Annotated in this window: 15 protein-coding genes; 3 read left to right on the plus strand and 12 right to left on the minus strand. The window is 73.1% G+C overall.

The window, feature by feature from the left end:
• Nucleotides 1-12 precede the first annotated feature (12 nt).
• Genes ACZ4YL_RS14500 through ACZ4YL_RS14510 form a run of 3 tightly spaced genes read right to left on the minus strand, consistent with a single transcriptional unit; the run spans nucleotide 13 to nucleotide 2879 of the window.
• A complete protein-coding gene (locus ACZ4YL_RS14500; protein ID WP_468116595.1) occupies nucleotides 13-786 on the minus strand; it encodes an N-acetyltransferase in 774 nt (257 codons plus the stop codon).
• Between the two features lie 40 nt (nucleotides 787-826).
• Entirely contained in the window at nucleotides 827-1402 is a 576-nt protein-coding gene (locus ACZ4YL_RS14505) for a histidine phosphatase family protein (protein ID WP_301372279.1), read from the minus strand.
• Between the two features lie 31 nt (nucleotides 1403-1433).
• Nucleotides 1434-2879, minus strand: a complete 1446-nt coding sequence (locus tag ACZ4YL_RS14510) for an aminotransferase-like domain-containing protein (protein ID WP_468116597.1) — start codon at nucleotides 2877-2879, stop codon at nucleotides 1434-1436.
• Between ACZ4YL_RS14510 and ACZ4YL_RS14515 the strand changes: the two genes are divergently transcribed.
• Together ACZ4YL_RS14515 and ACZ4YL_RS14520 are read left to right on the plus strand one after the other, a co-directional pair.
• The gene (locus ACZ4YL_RS14515; RefSeq protein ID WP_468116599.1) at nucleotides 2878-3783 is read left to right on the plus strand and encodes a DMT family transporter; all 906 of its coding nucleotides are present in this window, start codon (nucleotides 2878-2880) and stop codon (nucleotides 3781-3783) included. The genes ACZ4YL_RS14510 and ACZ4YL_RS14515 overlap by 2 nt on opposite strands.
• Before the next feature lie 57 nt (nucleotides 3784-3840).
• Nucleotides 3841-4038, plus strand: a complete 198-nt coding sequence (locus ACZ4YL_RS14520) for a DUF1918 domain-containing protein (RefSeq protein WP_314249515.1) — start codon at nucleotides 3841-3843, stop codon at nucleotides 4036-4038.
• A gap of 1 nt (nucleotide 4039) precedes the next feature.
• Here ACZ4YL_RS14520 and ACZ4YL_RS14525 read toward each other — a convergent pair whose 3' ends face one another.
• Nucleotides 4040-5287 (minus strand): glycoside hydrolase family 10-like protein, encoded by a 1248-nt coding sequence (locus ACZ4YL_RS14525; RefSeq protein ID WP_468116601.1) that lies wholly within the window; start codon nucleotides 5285-5287, stop codon nucleotides 4040-4042.
• Between the two features lie 139 nt (nucleotides 5288-5426).
• Between ACZ4YL_RS14525 and ACZ4YL_RS14530 the strand changes: the two genes are divergently transcribed.
• Nucleotides 5427-6320 carry a 3-hydroxybutyryl-CoA dehydrogenase gene (locus ACZ4YL_RS14530; protein ID WP_373043712.1) on the plus strand — a complete coding sequence of 298 codons (894 nt, stop codon included), beginning with the start codon at nucleotides 5427-5429 and terminating at the stop codon, nucleotides 6318-6320.
• A gap of 15 nt (nucleotides 6321-6335) precedes the next feature.
• On the opposite strand, the gene ACZ4YL_RS14535 is transcribed toward ACZ4YL_RS14530, so the two are convergent.
• The 8 genes from ACZ4YL_RS14535 to rplT all read right to left on the minus strand — a co-directional run bounded on the left by ACZ4YL_RS14535 (nucleotide 6336) and on the right by rplT (nucleotide 15840).
• Nucleotides 6336-6872 carry an NUDIX hydrolase gene (locus tag ACZ4YL_RS14535; RefSeq protein ID WP_468116603.1) on the minus strand — a complete coding sequence of 179 codons (537 nt, stop codon included), beginning with the start codon at nucleotides 6870-6872 and terminating at the stop codon, nucleotides 6336-6338.
• A 53-nt stretch (nucleotides 6873-6925) separates the two neighbouring features.
• Nucleotides 6926-8266 (minus strand): transcriptional regulator, encoded by a 1341-nt coding sequence (locus tag ACZ4YL_RS14540; protein WP_468116605.1) that lies wholly within the window; start codon nucleotides 8264-8266, stop codon nucleotides 6926-6928.
• Nucleotides 8267-8617: 351 nt separating this feature from the next.
• Nucleotides 8618-8881 carry a SpoIIE family protein phosphatase gene (locus ACZ4YL_RS14545; protein WP_468116607.1) on the minus strand — a complete coding sequence of 88 codons (264 nt, stop codon included), beginning with the start codon at nucleotides 8879-8881 and terminating at the stop codon, nucleotides 8618-8620.
• Nucleotides 8882-9327: 446 nt separating this feature from the next.
• A complete protein-coding gene (pheT, locus tag ACZ4YL_RS14550; protein ID WP_468116609.1) occupies nucleotides 9328-11856 on the minus strand; it encodes a phenylalanine--tRNA ligase subunit beta in 2529 nt (842 codons plus the stop codon).
• A complete protein-coding gene (pheS, locus tag ACZ4YL_RS14555) occupies nucleotides 11856-12983 on the minus strand; it encodes a phenylalanine--tRNA ligase subunit alpha (RefSeq protein ID WP_109780890.1) in 1128 nt (375 codons plus the stop codon). Before pheS ends, pheT begins: the two co-directional genes overlap by 1 nt.
• Before the next feature lie 151 nt (nucleotides 12984-13134).
• Nucleotides 13135-14373, minus strand: coding sequence for a sensor histidine kinase (locus tag ACZ4YL_RS14560; RefSeq protein WP_468116611.1), 1239 nt, complete (start codon nucleotides 14371-14373; stop codon nucleotides 13135-13137).
• Between the two features lie 56 nt (nucleotides 14374-14429).
• A complete protein-coding gene (locus tag ACZ4YL_RS14565) occupies nucleotides 14430-15290 on the minus strand; it encodes a TrmH family RNA methyltransferase (protein ID WP_393782212.1) in 861 nt (286 codons plus the stop codon).
• Nucleotides 15291-15453: 163 nt separating this feature from the next.
• Nucleotides 15454-15840: a 50S ribosomal protein L20 gene (rplT, locus tag ACZ4YL_RS14570; protein WP_007263143.1), complete on the minus strand. Its 387-nt coding sequence runs from the start codon at nucleotides 15838-15840 to the stop codon at nucleotides 15454-15456.
• Between the last annotated feature and the right edge of the window lie 15 nt (nucleotides 15841-15855).

Consider the following 15855-nt stretch of genomic DNA (forward strand, 5'->3'; position numbering starts at 1 on the left):
CGGCAGGACGGCCTAGGGCCGGACGGACGCCGTCCCGTCGGCGAGACGGTGCCTGACCCATACGTTCGGCTCCACGTAGACCGCATAGCCCTGCTCCGGCTCGCACCGCACAGGCGTCAGGGCTCCCGGTACGCGCACGGGTCCGGCGACGTCGAAGGGCAGCCCGGTCCACTCGCGCCACTGGGCGAGCGAGCCGGTGATCGTCATCGACAGCGGCGCCACCGAGTCGATGACCCCGCCCGCGCGGACGTGGACGCGCAGCCACGGGTCGTACGGGAGGCCGTCCTTCCGGGTCCGGTACGCGTACTCGTGGATCGGGGTGTCCGGCTCGGCCGGTTTTCCGCTGGGCCGGACCGGCGCCACCACCTCGGCGAAGCCGCGGGCCCGGGCGTTGTCCCGCATCGCGGCCAGCATGAGCCGGGAGAGCCCCTCGCCCTGCCGGCCGTCGGCCACGGTGATCTCGATCGCGCTCACCGTGTCGGGCCGGACCCCGCGGCGCAGGTCGGAGAAGGCCCACATGAGCACGCGGTCCCAGCCCTGCGCGGGCAGGACCCCGTCGCGGCCGGCCACGTGCAGGGCGAAGGGCACGCTGTAGCCGCGGGCGACCACCGCGTCCCCGTCCGTGGCGACCAGGACGTAGTCCGCCAGCTCGGCCGTCATCCGCGGGTACAGCAGCCAGGCGAGGGCGTCGTGGGCGGCGAACTCGGGCCACGTGTCGTCCATGTCCCAGAGCCGGTCCGCCAGTTCGGGCCGCTCGGCGAGGGTGGTGATGCGTATCTCGGTCATTCCCGCAGGCTAGGAGCGGTCCGAGTCCCTCTCAACCGGTTTACGCCGGGGCCTGCAGGCAGAGGTGCCACTGGCCGGACCAGCCCGTGAGGGTCATCGTGGACAGCGGCCGGACGTCCACGTTCCAGTAGGTCAGCGGGGGCGCCTTCAGCGCGTACACCAGGGCCGCCCGGACCACCGAGGGTTCCGCCACCGCCACGATCGCGCCCCCGTCGTCGGCCGGCCGGGTGTCGAGCCAGCCGCCGATGCGGGAGATGAAGGCGAGCAGGGACTCGCCCCCGTGCGGGGCGGACCGCGGATCGCTGAGCCACAGTTCCACCGCCCCGGGCTCGTGGGCGGCCACCTCGGCCAGGGTCAGTCCCCGCCAGCGGCCCATGTCGCACTCGCGCAGCGCGGGCTGGGCGAGGGGCGCGTACCCGAGGGCCTCGCCCGTGGCACGGCTGCGCGGGGTCGGCGAGCAGTACCGCAGCTCGGCCGAGCCCAGGGGTACGAGGCCCTGCGCGGCGGACTCCACCGACCGCCAGCCGGGTCCGTCCAGCGGGCGGTCGTCGTCGAAGCGCTCGGCGAGCAGCGAGGAACTACGGGCTGCGGCGACAAGCGAAACCCGAACATGCATGCGGTGATGGTGGGCCGCATACCGCAGTGGGTCAAGCGTCCGGACCGAGGCCGTCCGCCAGGCCGGTACGCAGCCGCTGGACCGCCTCGACCAGTTCACCGGGGCCCGAGACCCCGGCGAAGCTCAGCCGGACGTGCGGGCCCGGCGGCTCCGCGCAGAAGTACGGGCGGCCCGGAGCCACCGCCACCCCGGCGCGCAGGGCGGCCGCCGCGAAGGCCGCGTCGTCGCCGTACCCGGTCGGCCGGACCCACAACTGGTATCCGCCGTAGGGCAGATGCGGCAGCTCCAGCGCGGGCAGCTCCCGGCGCAGGGCACCCGCGAGCACATCCCGCCGGTGGCGCAGATCGGCGGCCACCGTCCGCAGGTGGCGCGGCCAGGCGGGCGCGCCGACCAGTTCCAGGGCGGCCTCCTGGAGCGGCCGGGACACGAAGAAGGAGTCCACGATCTGGATGGCGCGCAGCCGGTCGACCACCGGGCCCCGGGCGGCGAGTGCGCCGACCCGCAGGCTGGGCGAGGTGACCTTGGTCAGCGACCGGACGTGCACCACAACCCCGTCCGCGTCCTCGGCGGCCAGGGTCGTGGGCAGCGGACCCGCTCCCTCGTGGGCGAGGGAACGGGCGTAGTCGTCCTCGACCACGAAGGCCCCGGCGGCCCGCGCGATGCGCAGCACCTCGGCCCGCCGCCCCGGAGCCAGTACGGCTCCGGTCGGGTTCTGGAACAGCGGCTGGCATACGAACACCCGCGCGCCGGTCGCCTCGAAGGCGGCGGCCAGCAGCTCCGGCCGGACCCCGTCGGCGTCCACCGGGACGGGCACCGGCCGGCAGCCGGAGGCCCGGGCGATGGCCAGCAGCCCGGGGTAGGTCGGGGACTCGACCAGGATCGGCGCCCCGGGCGGGGCGAGCGCCCGCAGGGCGGTGGCCAGCGCGCTCTGCCCGCCCGCGGTGACCAGTACATCGGCTGCGGCGACCGCGCCGCCGATCTCCCGGGCGAACCAGTCGCGCAGCTCGGGCAGCCCCTCCAGGGGCGGCCGCCCCCAGGCTCCGGGTCGCCGCCCGGCCCGGGCCAGCGCGGCCGCCATGGCCCGCTCGGGCTGCAGGGAGCGGTGCAGGTAGCCGCCGTTGAGCTCTATCACCCCGGGCGGCGGCGCGGCCAGCGAGCCCAGCACTCCGGTCGCGTCGACGGAGCGCGGGACGATCTCCCCGGCGCCCTCGGCGCTGAGGGCGACCTCCTGCCAGGAGGTGTCCCCGGGCGCGGGGGCCGCCGTGCGCGGTGCGGCGCGGAAGGCCCCCGCACCGGGCCGGGTGACGACGAGGCCCTCGGCGGCGAGCTGCGCGAGGGCCCGGGAGACGGTGACCGGGCTGACCCGGTAGCGCTCGACCAGGGCTCGACTCGACGGGAGCTTTCCACCCACCGAGTAGCGGTTGAGTTCAGACCGCAGGGATTCGGCCAGTTCTGCCACACTGCTACGCTCGTACATGACAGCACAGAATAGCGCTACTCTCCCGACCACGATAGCGGTCAAGAACCCGGTGCGCCGGGGTACCGCCCTTGCCCTGCTCGGCGTCGTCGCCTTCTCGCTGACCTTCCCCGCCACCGCCTGGGGACTGGAGAGCTTCGGCCCGTGGTCGCTGGTCGCGCTGCGCAGTGTCCTCGCCGCCGCGATCGCCGGGGCCTTCCTGCTGGCCCGGCGGGTCCCGCTGCCCGCCCGTGAGCACTGGGCCGGGCTCGCCGTCGTCGCCGGCGGAGTGGTCGTCGGCTTCCCGATGCTCACCACTCTCGCGCTGACGACCTCCACGACCTCGCACGCCGCCGTGGTCGTCGGCCTCCTGCCGCTCACCACCGCCGCGCTGTCCGCACTGCGCACCGGAGCCCGCCCCTCGCGCGCCTTCTGGGCCGCGGCCCTCGCCGGGGCGGCGGTCGTGATCGCCTTCACGCTCACGCAGAGCGGCGGCGCCCTCTCGGCGGGCGACGCGTACCTGTTCGGCGCCCTGCTGGTGTGCGCCGCCGGGTACACCGAGGGCGGCCGCCTGGCCCGGATGCTGCCCGGCTGGCAGGTGATCGGCTGGGCGCTGGTGCTGTGCCTGCCGCTCAGCCTGGCGGGCTCCGCGGCCGGGCTCGCGTACGAGCCGGTGCACCTCAGCGGCCACGGGCTCGCCGGACTGGTCTGGGTGGCGGCCGGCTCCACCTTCCTCGGCCTCTACGTCTGGTACCGGGGCATGGCGGAGATCGGCGCGCCGCGGGCCAGCCAGCTCCAGCTCGCCCAGCCGCTGCTGACCCTCGTCTGGTCGGTGGCCCTGCTGGGCGAGCACCTCTCCCCCGCCGCACCGGCCGCCGCATGTGGGGTCCTGGTCTGCATCGCGGCGACCCAACGGGTCAAATAGCCGCATGACGACCTAAACTGCAAGCACCGGATCGGACCGCCACCGAGGAGGTCAGTTATGCGCGCGACCGAGGGCGACCAGCTGGTGCAGCACGGCAGGATCGTCGGACAGCACGACAAGGTGGGCGAGATCACCCAGGTCCTGGGCGAGAACGGAACCCCCCCGTACCGGGTCCGCTTCCAGGACGGACACGAGGCACTGATGGCTCCCGGACCCGACTGCACAGTCCGCCACCCCGAAGAGCCCGCTCACTGAATCAGCGCCGGGACGCCGCCGGGCCGTAGTGGTCGGCGACCACCCGGGCCATCGCTCCGTTGGGGTCCGTGGCCACCTGCTTCGCCGAGAAGTAGACGTGGCCGCGGACCTCCGGGAACCCGCGGGCGAACGTCAGGTGCTTCGACAGTTCCCCGGGGTCGCGCCAGGCCTCGGTGGGGCTGTCCGCGTCGCAGCGGTACAGGGCCTCCCCCACGTACAGGTCCACCTTCGTGCCGGCGACGGTCCGCGCCCACCAGGGCACGAGGTCGGCGTAGTCGGCGGTCGGGTGCCCGATGTGCCAGTAGGCCTGCGGCACGATGTAGTCGATCCAGCCCTCCCTGACCCACTTGCGGGTGTCCGCGTACAGGTCGTCGTACGTCCCGAGGCCCGCGCGGGTCGGCGAACCGGCCGGGTCCCGGTCGGAGTTGCGCCAGACGGCGAACGGGCTGATCCCGAACCGCGGCGCCGACTCGAGCGCCCGCAGCCGCGCGGACATCTCACGGACCAGGGTGTCGGTGTTGGCGCGGCGCCAGGCGGCGCGCGAGCTGAAGCCCGCTCCGTACTCCTCGAAGGCCTCGTCGTCGTCGAAGTACTCCCCCTCCACCGGATAGGGGTAGAAGTAGTCGTCCCAGTGCACGGCGTCCAGCGGGTAGCGGGAGACGGCGTCGAACATGGCGTCCTGGACGAAGCGCCGCACCTCGGGCAGACCAGGGTTGTAGTAGAGCTTGCCGCCGTACTCCACCGTCCAGCCGGAATTGCGCCGCGCCGGGTGCGTGGACGCCAGCCGGTCGAGGTCGGTGTGGTTCGCCACCCGGTACGGGTTGAACCAAGCGTGCAGCTCCAGCCCCCGGGCGTGCGCCTCCTTGACGGCCGTGCCCAGCGGGTCCCAGCCGGGATCCACCCCCTGCTCCCCGGTCAGCCACTGCGACCAGGGCTCCAGCTTCGAGGGCCAGAACGCGTCCGCCGCCGGCCGGACCTGGAGGACCACCGCGCCCAGGCGCCGCTCGACCGCGGTGTCGAGGAGGTCGAGCAGCTCCGCGCGCTGCCGCGCCGCGGAGAGTCCGCTCTCGGAGGGCCAGTCCACATTCGCCACGGAGGCGATCCACATGCCCCGGAAGTCCGCGGCGCCGGCCCGCCCCCCGGGGACCTTCGCGGAAGTCCGCGGCGCCGCGGCCGCCGACCCGGCCGTGGCGGCGGCGATCACCCCCACGGCTCCGGCCAGCAGTGCCCGTCGGCCGATGTACGTCATGTGACATCTCCGTTTCGCTGAGTGACATTGCACGGTGCCCGCTCAGCATGCCCGCCCCGGCCCGACGCCCGGCGCAAGGTCGGGAGTAACGTCGGGGGGCGTGGCGGGCGCCGGAATCGTACGGGGGACCCGCCGACGGATGAGCTGCGAAAGGCACGAAGTGACTGACCTCCCTTCCGACATCACACGGGTCGGCGTAGTGGGCTGCGGCCAGATGGGTGCGGGTATCGCCGAGGTGTGCGCCCGCAGTGGCCTTGAGGTCAAGGTCGCCGAGACCACCGGCGAAGCCCTGGAGATCGGCCGGACCCGGCTGCACAACTCGCTGACCAAGGCCGCCGAACGCGGCAAGATCAGCGAGGAGGAGCGGGACGCCACCCTGGCCCGCCTCACCTTCACCACCGACCTCGGCGAGTTCGCCGACCGTGACCTCGTCATCGAGGCCGTCGTCGAGAACGAGCAGGTCAAGACGGAGATCTTCCAGATCCTCGACCAGGTGATCACCCGCCCGGACGCGATCCTGGCCTCCAACACGTCCTCGATCCCGCTGGTCAAGCTGGCCGTCGCGACCTCGCGGCCGGACCAGGTCATCGGCATCCACTTCTTCAACCCGGCCCCGGTGCAGAAGCTCGTCGAGCTGATCCCGGCGCTGACCACGGGCGAGGAGACGGTCAAGCGGGCCGAGGCCCTGGTGCGGGACGTGCTGGGCAAGCACGCGGTCCGCGCCCAGGACCGGTCCGGGTTCGTCGTCAACGCGCTCCTCGTCCCGTACCTGCTGTCCGCGATCCGGATGTTCGAGTCGGGCATCGCCAGCCGCGAGGACATCGACAACGGCATGGAGCTGGGCTGTGCCCACCCGATGGGCCCGCTCAAGCTGTCCGACCTGATCGGCCTGGACACCATCGCGTCGATCGCCGACTCCATGTACGCGGAGTACAAGGAGCCGCTCTACGCCGCTCCCCCGCTGCTCCAGCGCATGGTCGACGCCGGCCGCCTGGGCCGCAAGACGGGCGCGGGCTTCTACCCGTACGGCTGATCCGTCCGGCCGTCCCTACGGCCGGCCGAGCCGCAGGTGGTGCAGCAGGAGCAGCCCGGCCGCCATGTTGGCGGCCGGGATCTCCCCGCGGGCGATCATGTCCGGCACGAGCTTGAGCGGGACCCACTCCCGGCGCGAGGACTCGAAATCATCCTCGGGATGCCCGATGTGCGTGGCGCCGTCCGCCCAGTAGAGGTGGTGCCGGGCATCGGTCAGTCCGTTGGACGGCTCGACGGTCATCAGGTGGTGGAGCGGGCCGGGGCGCCAGCCCGACTCCTCCTCCATCTCGCGGGCCGCCGCGGCCGCGATGTCCTCGCCGTCCTCGACCACCCCGGCGGGCAGTTCCCAGCCCCAGCTGTCGGTGATGAAGCGGTGCCGCCAGAGCAGCAGCACCTCGTCGGCCTCGTTGACGGCCGTGGCGACGGCGACCGGCCGCAGCCGGATCACGAAGTGGTCCAGGTGCCGGCCGTCGGGAAGTTCCACATCGGCGAGATTCACGTCGAACCAACGGTTCCTGTACACGGTCTGCTCACTCAGGTTCGTCCACTGCACGGTTGTGCCACCTTCCGTTCGAGTAGGTGGCAACATGGCAGCACCTCGGCTCGTCACAGTGGAACGCGCAGCGCCCCGTCGATGAGCCGTGCAGTCTCCTCCGCACCCGTACAACCACTGGTCAGAAGCTGTTCGCGGACCGCCCGCAGCCGGTCGCGCAGCCGCAGCGACTCCATGCCCTTGGCCCGCTCCGCCATCTCGGCCGCGGACGCCGCAGCCCGGTCCGCCTCCCCCTGGCGCAGCTGGATCTCGCACAGCATCGCCAGCCGGTGCACCCGCCCGCGGTCGTGCGCCGGGGTGCCGACGGCGGCGGTCGCCTGGACCCGCGCGGCCTCCAGATCGCCCAGGCTGAGCAGCGCCTCGGCGACCTGGACGTTGACGAGCCCCGGCTGTACGTAGCCGGTCTCGTCCGGTTCGCTGCCCGGGCGGATCCGCTCGGCGGCCGCCTCCGCCCTGCGGATGCAGGCCAGGGCGGCCCCGGTGTCGCCGAGTTGGGCGTACGCCTTGGCCTGCATCGCGTACAGGTCGGCGGCCAGCGCCGGGGTGGTGTGCCGCCCGGCGGCCCGAAGCGCGGCCTCGGCGAAGGCGACGGCCTGGCGGTACTCCCGCAGGTGCAGCGACTGGTTCACGATCAGCGCGATGACGTACGCGCCGAGCCCCCGGTCCCCGCTCGCCTTGGCCAGGCGCAGGGCCTGGTGGAAGTAGCGCTGGGCCAGGCCGTGGGCGTCCGAGTCGTACGCGCAGATCCCCGCCACCGCCACCAGGGACCCCGTGGCCCGGTGCAGCCGGCGGCCGAGGTCGTCGGAGTAGCTCCCGCGCAGCATGGGTGCGGTCTCACTGCCCAGGAAGCGGACGATCCGGTCCCGCGTGGCGAGCCCGCCGGCCCGGCGGTACATCAGCTCGTAGTGGGCTCGGGCGGACTTCAGGATCTCGATGTGCTCGGGACCGATCGGATGCGGGCCCTCACGGGAGACGTCGGCGTCCTCGGGCGGATTCTCCCATTCCCACACCGGGATGACGGCGGGCGTCCCGGTGACCGCCTCGGCGGCCAGCAGCTGGGGCCGGGCCTGGACGTCGGAACGCCACAGGGCGGCGGCCCGGTCCACGAACCCGCTGAGCGGCGAGGCGTGCAGCGGAACGGGCTGGTCGGCGGCGCCGAGCCCGATGTCGTCCAGCCCGAGGGGACGCCGCAGCCGCCCTCCGAGCACCTCGCAGATCAGGTCGGGAACCTGGCCCCGGGGCCGCTGACCCTTCAACCACCGTGTCACGGCGGTGTGTTCGTAACGCAGGGCGAGTCCGCGGGTGCGGCCTGCCTGGTTCACGTACGCGGCGAGTCCGGCGTGGGACATGCCCGCCTCGGCGAGGAGGGCGTCGAGCAGGACATTGGGCTGCATGGGCCGCTCCAAGGGCTCGTCGGTCTCAGGCTAGTGGGTGCGCGGTTCACACGGGGTGTGAACCGTGTACGCGCATAAATGCGATGCGCACTCTGCCGCACGGACCCCTGGAGGCGCTTCACTGAAGAGCCTCGCCAAGAGGTAGCTCGGGTCGTCGGCTCCCCCTCGTACAGTGCGACGACCCGTCACCGCGCCGCCCGTTCTGCTGTCTGCCCGACACTCCATGGCAGGCGGGCGGCGCGTTCCGGCCCCGCCGGCGCCCGGTTGGTCGCCGCGCCCCGGCAGGGGCCGGGTCGAGAGCGCGCGCCGGGCTCATCCACCGGGCCCGGCGCGCGTGTCCGGAGCCGGTGGTCAGGACCGGTCGTTGCGGAGCACCAGCAGGGCGACGTCGTCGGCGAGCCGCCCGCCGGTGTGCCGCAGCAGAGCGGCGTGCCCGCCCGCCACCAGCCGCGTGGGCGTGGCCGCCGCCTCCTGCGCGAGGACGCCCGCCAGATCGAAGAACCGACCGGCCCGGTCGCGGGCGTCCTCGGCCCCGTCGGTGTACAGGAACAGCGTCTCCCCCGGCCGGAGTTCCCCGCAGGCGCGCGGCCACACGTCCGCCGGTACGGGCACCACCCCGAGCGGCGGTAGGGTCTCACCCCCCGGCCAGCGGCAGTACCGGCGTGGCCCGTTGCGCGGAACCGGGCGCTGCCCGGACCCGGTCATTTTCCAGCCCCGCCCGGGGGCCCCTCCCAGCGGTAGCCGGGGGAGATTGAGGCGCGGGGTCCGGGGCGGAGCCCCGGCTGCGCGCAGCGCAGTGCTCCAGGACCGCCGTCGGGCGCAGCACGTACGGCCACGGGTGGCCGCAGTTCAGGGCCAGCAGGGCACCGTCCGGCGCGATCTGGAGGAGCAGGGACCGTCACGAATCTCCCCACGCGTGATCATCCGTAGGACTCCCCTCCGGCCGGATCGATTGTGTCGACCGACCGGCACCCCGGACACGGGCCACCGGGGTTCCCACCCGAACGGGTGAGGGGCACGTCCGATGGTCCGGACGTGCCCCTCACGCGTGTACGAAGCGGCTACGCGCCCCGGAGCACCGCCCCGGTCCGCTCGCCCGCCAGGGCCACCGCCGCGTCGCGCGCGGCCGTGGACTCCTCGGCGGTCAGCGTCCGGTCGGCCGCGCGGAAGCGCAGCGCGTAGGCCAGGGACTTCTTGCCCTCGCCGACCTGCTCACCGGTGAACACGTCGAACAGCCGCAGCGATTCGAGGAGTTCGCCCGCGCCCTTGCGCAGCGCGGCCTCCACCGAGGACGCCGGGACCGACGCGTCGACGATCAGCGCCACGTCCTGGGTCGCCACCGGGAAGGAGGAGATCCGCGGGGCCTGGAGGGCCTCGCCACCGGCCGCCGCGAGGCGGTCCAGGTCGATCTCCATCGCGCTGGTGCGGGCCGGCAGGCCCATCGCCTTGACCACGCGCGGGTGCAGTTCACCGGCGTGGCCGATGACCTGCTCGACCCCGCCGAGGGTGACGACCAGCTCGGCGCAGCGGCCCGGGTGCCAGGGGCCGTACTGGCCCTGGCGGACCACCAGCTCGGTGCCGGCCTCGACGGCCAGCGCGCGGGCCGCCTGGACCGCGTCCGCCCAGTCGGCCGGGCGGCCCTTGCCCCACCAGCCGGCCTGCTCGCGCGCACCGGCCAGCACGACCGCGGCGTACCGCGGCTGCGCGGGCAGGGCCGCGTTCAGGGTGGCGATCTCCTCGTCCGTGGGACGCCGGTCGACGGGCAGCCGTACGGCGACACCCGGCTGGGCTGCGGCCCGGAAGACCGAACCGGTCTCGAACAGCGCGAGGTCGTGGCTGCCCCGGCTGTCGTTGCGGCGCAGCGCGCCGAGCAGACCCGGCAGCAGCGTGGTGCGCAGCGCCGGCTCCTCGTCGGAGATCGGGTTGACCAGCTTGACGACCTGGCGGGCGACGTCGTGCGCGGGGAGCTGCAGCTGGTCGAAGACGCCCTCACCGATGAACGGGTAGCTGAGCGCCTCGACGTAGCCCGCGCCGGCCAGCGCGCGGCCGACCCGGCGGTGCAGCTGCTGCCGGGCGGTCAGACCGCGGCCGGAGGGCACCTGCGGGAGGGTCGACGGGAGGTTCCCGTAGCCCTCCAGCCGGATGACCTCTTCGGCGAGGTCGTTGGGCGCGGCGAGGTCGGGCCGCCACGAGGGGACCGTGACGACGAGCTCGTCCTGGCCGTAGACGTCGCAGCCGATCTCCTGGAGGCGGCGGACGACGGTCTCGCGGCCGTACTCCATGCCCGCCACCCGGTCCGGGTGGTCCGCGGGCATGGCGATGGTGCGCGGCGCGCCCGGGGCGATGACCTCGGTGACACCCGCCTCGGCGGTGCCGCCCGCGAGGAGCACGAGCAGGTCGACGGTCCGCTGCGCGGCCGCGGCCGCGGCCTGCGGGTCGACGCCCCGCTCGAAGCGCTTGGAGGCCTCGGAGGACAGCTTCAGGCGGCGGGCGGTGCGCGAGATCGACACGGAGTCGAAGTGCGCGGCCTCGATGACGACGTCCGTGGTCCCCGTGACCTGGCCGGTCTCAGGGTCGGTGACGGAGTCGGCGATCTCGGTGTTGGCGCCGCCCATGACACCGGCGAGGCCGATCGGCCCGCTGTTGTCGGTGATCACCAGGTCTTCGGCGTCGAGCGTGCGCTTGACCCCGTCGAGCGTGGTGAACTTCTCGCCCTGCTCGGCGCGGCGGACACCGATGGCGCCCTCGACGGACGAGCGGTCGTAGGCGTGCAGCGGCTGGCCGAGCTCCAGCATCACGTAGTTGGTGATGTCCACAGCGAGCGAGATCGGGCGCATGCCCGCCTTCTGCAGGCGGCGGGTCAGCCAGATCGGGGAGCGCGCGTCGGGGTCGAGACCGGTCACCGTGCGGGCGGTGAAGCGGTCGCAGCCGGCCGGGTCGTCGACCTTGACCGGGTAGCCGTACGAGTTCGGCGCGGGCACGTCGAGCAGCGCCGGGTCGCGCAGCGGCAGGCCGTAGGCGGTGGCCGCCTCACGGGCGACACCGCGCATGGACATGCAGTAGCCGCGGTCCGGGGTGATGTCGATGTCGAGGACCTCGTCGACGAGCTGGAGCAGCTCGATCGCGTCGGTGCCGACCTCGTGCTCGTGCGGCAGCACGATGATGCCGTGCGTGCCGTCGTCGCCCATGCCCAGCTCGTCGCCGGAACAGATCATGCCGTGCGAGGTGCGGCCGTAGGTCTTGCGCGAGGCGATCGCGAAGTCTCCGGGCAGGACCGCGCCGGGCAGCACCACGACGACCTTGTCGCCGACGGCGAAGTTCCGGGCGCCGCAGACGATCTCCTGCGGCTCGCCGGTGCCGTTGGCCTGACCGACGTCGACCGTGCAGAAGCGGATCGGCTTGCGGAAGCCCTCCAGCTCTTCGATGGTCAGCACCTGACCGACGACGAGCGGGCCCTTGAGGCCGCCGCCGAGCTGCTCGACGGTCTCGACCTCAAGGCCGGCGTCGACCAGCTTGGCCGCCACGTCACGGCCGGTTTCACCCGCGGGGAGATCGACGTACTCCCGCAGCCAGGAAAGCGGGACGCGCATCAGATCTCACTCCCGAACGGCCGGGTGAAGCGAACGTCACCCTCGACCATGTCTCGCATGTCTTCGACGTTGTGGCGGAACATCAGCATCCGTTCGATGCCGAACCCGAAGGCGAACCCGCTGTACTTCTCGGGGTCCACACCGCAGGCGACGAGCACCTTGGGGTTGACCATGCCGCAGCCGCCGAGCTCGATCCAGCCCTCGCTGGAGCAGGTACGGCACGGGCGGTCGGGGTTGCCCACCGACTCGCCGCGGCACACGTAGCACTGCATGTCCATCTCGGCGGACGGCTCGGTGAAGGGGAAGAAGTGCGGGCGCAGGCGCGTGGTGGTGCCCTCGCCGAACAGCTCCTGGACCATGTGGTCCATGGTGCCCTTGAGGTCCGCCATGGTCAGGCCCTCGTCCACGGCGAGCAGCTCGACCTGGTGGAAGACCGGGGTGTGCGTCGCGTCGAGCTCGTCGGTGCGGTACACCCGGCCCGGGCAGACGATGTAGACGGGGGGCTTGCGCTCCAGCAGCGAGCGCGCCTGCACCGGGGAGGTGTGGGTGCGCAGCACGACGCCGGACTCGTCGCCCTGGGTGCCCTCGGGCCCCCGGACGAAGAAGGTGTCCTGCATCTGGCGCGCCGGGTGGTCGGGCGTGAAGTTGAGGGCGTCGAAGTTGAACCACTCGGCCTCCACCTCCGGCCCCTCGGCGACCTCGTACCCCATGGCCACGAAGATGTCCGCGATGCGGTCCATCAGCGTGGTCAGGGGGTGCCGGGCGCCGGCGGGGACGCGGTCGTAGGGCAGCGTGACGTCCACGGCCTCCTCGACCAGCACCCGCTCGTCGCGCTCCGCCTCGAGCGCGACCGTGCGGGCCCCGAAGGCCTTGTTCACGGCGCCGCGGGCCTGGCCCACGAGCTTGCCCGCGGTGGCCTTGGCCTGCGGGGGCAGCGCGCCGATCTCGCGGTTGGCGAGCGCCAGGGGCGAGCGGTCGCCCATGTGCGCGGTCTTCGCCTCACGCAGCGCGTCGAGGTCGCCGGCGGACGCGAAGGCGGCGAGCGCCTCGTCCCGCATGCGCTCGATCTCTTCCGGTTTCAGTGCCTCGACCTCGACAGGGTCGTACGACTTGTTCGGTGCCGACATCTCTTCCCGTACTTCCGATGGCTGGCTGGTGGGTCCCCGTACGGCGCGATCAGACCGATCGACACAGAGACACAAAGGTGCCAAAGGACGAGTCTAAAGGTCGCTGGGGGTGAAGGAGCCCGTGGGCCGACTGGCGAGATGCTCAGCAGGGCTACTGCGTGAGGTACGCCGGGGCGCTCACGGGCAGGATAAATCGGAACTCGGCGCCGCCGCCGGGGCCGCGGCCGACCGTGATGGTGCCGCCGTGGGCCTCCACGATGCCCTTGACGATGTACAGGCCCAGGCCGGTGCCGCCGCGCTTGCTCCCCCGCCAGAAGCGGGTGAAGACGCGGCCCATCGACTCCTCGGGGATCCCGGGGCCTTCGTCGGTCACGGTGACGGCGGTTCCCTTCTCATGCGGCGATACACCGATGGTGACCGTTCCCTCTCCGTGGCGCACCGCATTTTCCAGGAGGTTGCCGAGGATCTGGTCGATCTTGTCCGGATCGGCCCACAGATCGGGGAGCGGGCGGCTGACGCTCACGAGGAACCGTTCGGGGTCCTGCCCGTTCGCGGTGAGTGCCTGCACGTGGCGGCCGACGGCGGTGGCGATGTCCACCGGCTGGCGGCGCACCTCCAGGCGGCCGGAGTCGATGCGGGAGATGTCGAGCAGTTCGGCGATGAGGCGGGTGACGCGGTTGGCGTCGGCGTCGACGGTCTCCAGCATCAGCCGCTTCTGGTCGTCGGTGAACCGCTCCCATTTGGCGAGCAGGGTGGCCGTGAACCCCTTGACCGAGGTCAGCGGGGAGCGCAGCTCGTGGGCGACGGTGGCGATGAGCTCGGCGTGGCTGCGCTCGGTGCGCCGGCGGGCCTCGGTACCGCGCAGGGTGACCACGAGGCGGCGCAGCGGGCCGGTGGGGTGCGTACGGACGTAGCTGGCGGAGACCAGCACCTCGCGCCCGCCCGGGAGCAGCAGGTTCCGCTCGGGCTGCCCGCGGCGGGTCGCGAGGCCCCCGTACGGGTCGGTCAGCGCCCACCAGCGGCGGCCTTCGAGGTCCTCCAGCGGGAGCGCCCGCTCGATGCGCGTGCCGAGCGCCTGGGCCGGGTCGGTCGCGGTCATCCGGGCCGCGGCCCGGTTGAAGCAGATCACGTGCCCGGTGGCGTCGGCGACGACGAGCCCGTCGGGCAGGCAGTCGGGGTCGATCCCGAAGGCGAGCCCCTCACCGGGGGCCCCGCTGCCCAGGACCGCCCCGCGGGCCGCGCCCTGCGGCGGTACGCCGCGCAGCGCGTCGGAGGCGAGTGCGGGGGGCACGGCATCAATGGGCCCGCCCGTACGGGCGCAGAGGCCGACCGGCAACGGCGGACCGGCCGTCGTGTCGGCCTCCGGCGAACTGTTCGTACCGACGGTCATGTCCCCGTACCCCACATCTCCGAGTAGCGCAGTGGGCCCCCCGGGCCGCCACATTACTAGCTGGGGGTCACAGAGCGGCACCCTCCGGGCGCCCGCTGTGCACGCGCGGACGCGTAGAGGCACACGGCGGCGGCCGTCGCCAGGTTCAGGCTCTCCGCCTTTCCGTGGATCGGGACCCGTACGACGGCGTCCGCCAGGGCCCTGGTCTCCTCCGGCAGACCCCAGGCCTCGTTGCCGAAGACCCAGGCGGAGGGCCCGCCCATGGTGCCCGCGTCCAGCTCGGCGTCGAGGTCGTCGTCACCGGCGCCGTCGGCCGCCAGGATGCGTACGCCGGCCGCCCGGAGCCCCTCGACGGCCTGCTCGACCGGAACGCCGACCGCGACCGGGAGGTGGAAGAGGGAGCCCACGGAGGCCCGCACCGACTTGGGGTTGTAGAGGTCCACGGAGGCGTCGGTCAGCACCACCGCGTCGGCGCCCGCGGCGTCCGCGCAGCGCAGCACCGTACCGGCGTTGCCGGGGTCCCGGACGTGCGCGAGGACCGCGACGAGCTTGGGACGCGCCTTCAGGATCTCCTCGAACGGGGAGTCCAGGAAGTGGCAGACACCGACCAGGCCCTGCGGGGTGACGGTCTGGGAGACCTCGGCGAGCACCTCGTCGGAGGCGTAGTGCACGCGGGCACCCGCGTCCAGGGCGGCCTCGATGATCCCGGAGTAGCGCTCGGCGGCCTCGACGGTGGCGAACAGCTCGATCAGGGTCGACGCGCCCGTGGGACCGCGGTGCTCGACGGCCTCGCGGACGGCCTGCGGGCCCTCGGCGATGAAGCGGCGCTCCTTGGTGCGGAAGTTGCGCCGCGCCAGGCGCCTGGCGGCGGCCACCCGCGGGGATCGGGGGGAGATCAGCTCGTCGGGGTGACCCATGGTGTGTGCGGTTCTCTTTCGGGGTTCCGGGCGGGACGGGGGCTGGACGGGGCGGGGCGGCAGGGGCGGCGCGGGGCGGGCGGCGCGGAAAGCACACGGACCCGCAGGCGTATGCCTGCGGGTCCGTGGGGGCCGGCCCTGGGTGAGCTGGGCCGGCTAGCCCTTAGGCAGCGGCCTTGGGGGCGTTGACGTCGGCCGGAAGCGCCTTCTGCGCAACCTCGACGAGCGCGGCGAACGCGTTGGCGTCGTTGACGGCCAGCTCCGCGAGGATCTTGCGGTCCACCTCGATGTTGGCGGCCTTCAGACCCTGGATGAGGCGGTTGTACGTCATGCCGTTCTGGCGGGCAGCGGCGTTGATGCGCTGGATCCACAGCTGACGGAAGTCGCCCTTGCGCTTCTTGCGGTCGTTGAAGTTGTAGACCAGCGAGTGGGTGACCTGCTCCTTGGCCTTGCGGTACAGGCGCGAACGCTGACCGCGGTAGCCGGAGGCCGCCTCGAGGATCGCCCGGCGCTTCTTGTGGGCGTTTACTGCCCGCTTGACGCGTGCCACTTTTTAACTCCTTGT

It is taken from the genome of Streptomyces sp. NPDC030021 (assembly GCF_055574035.1).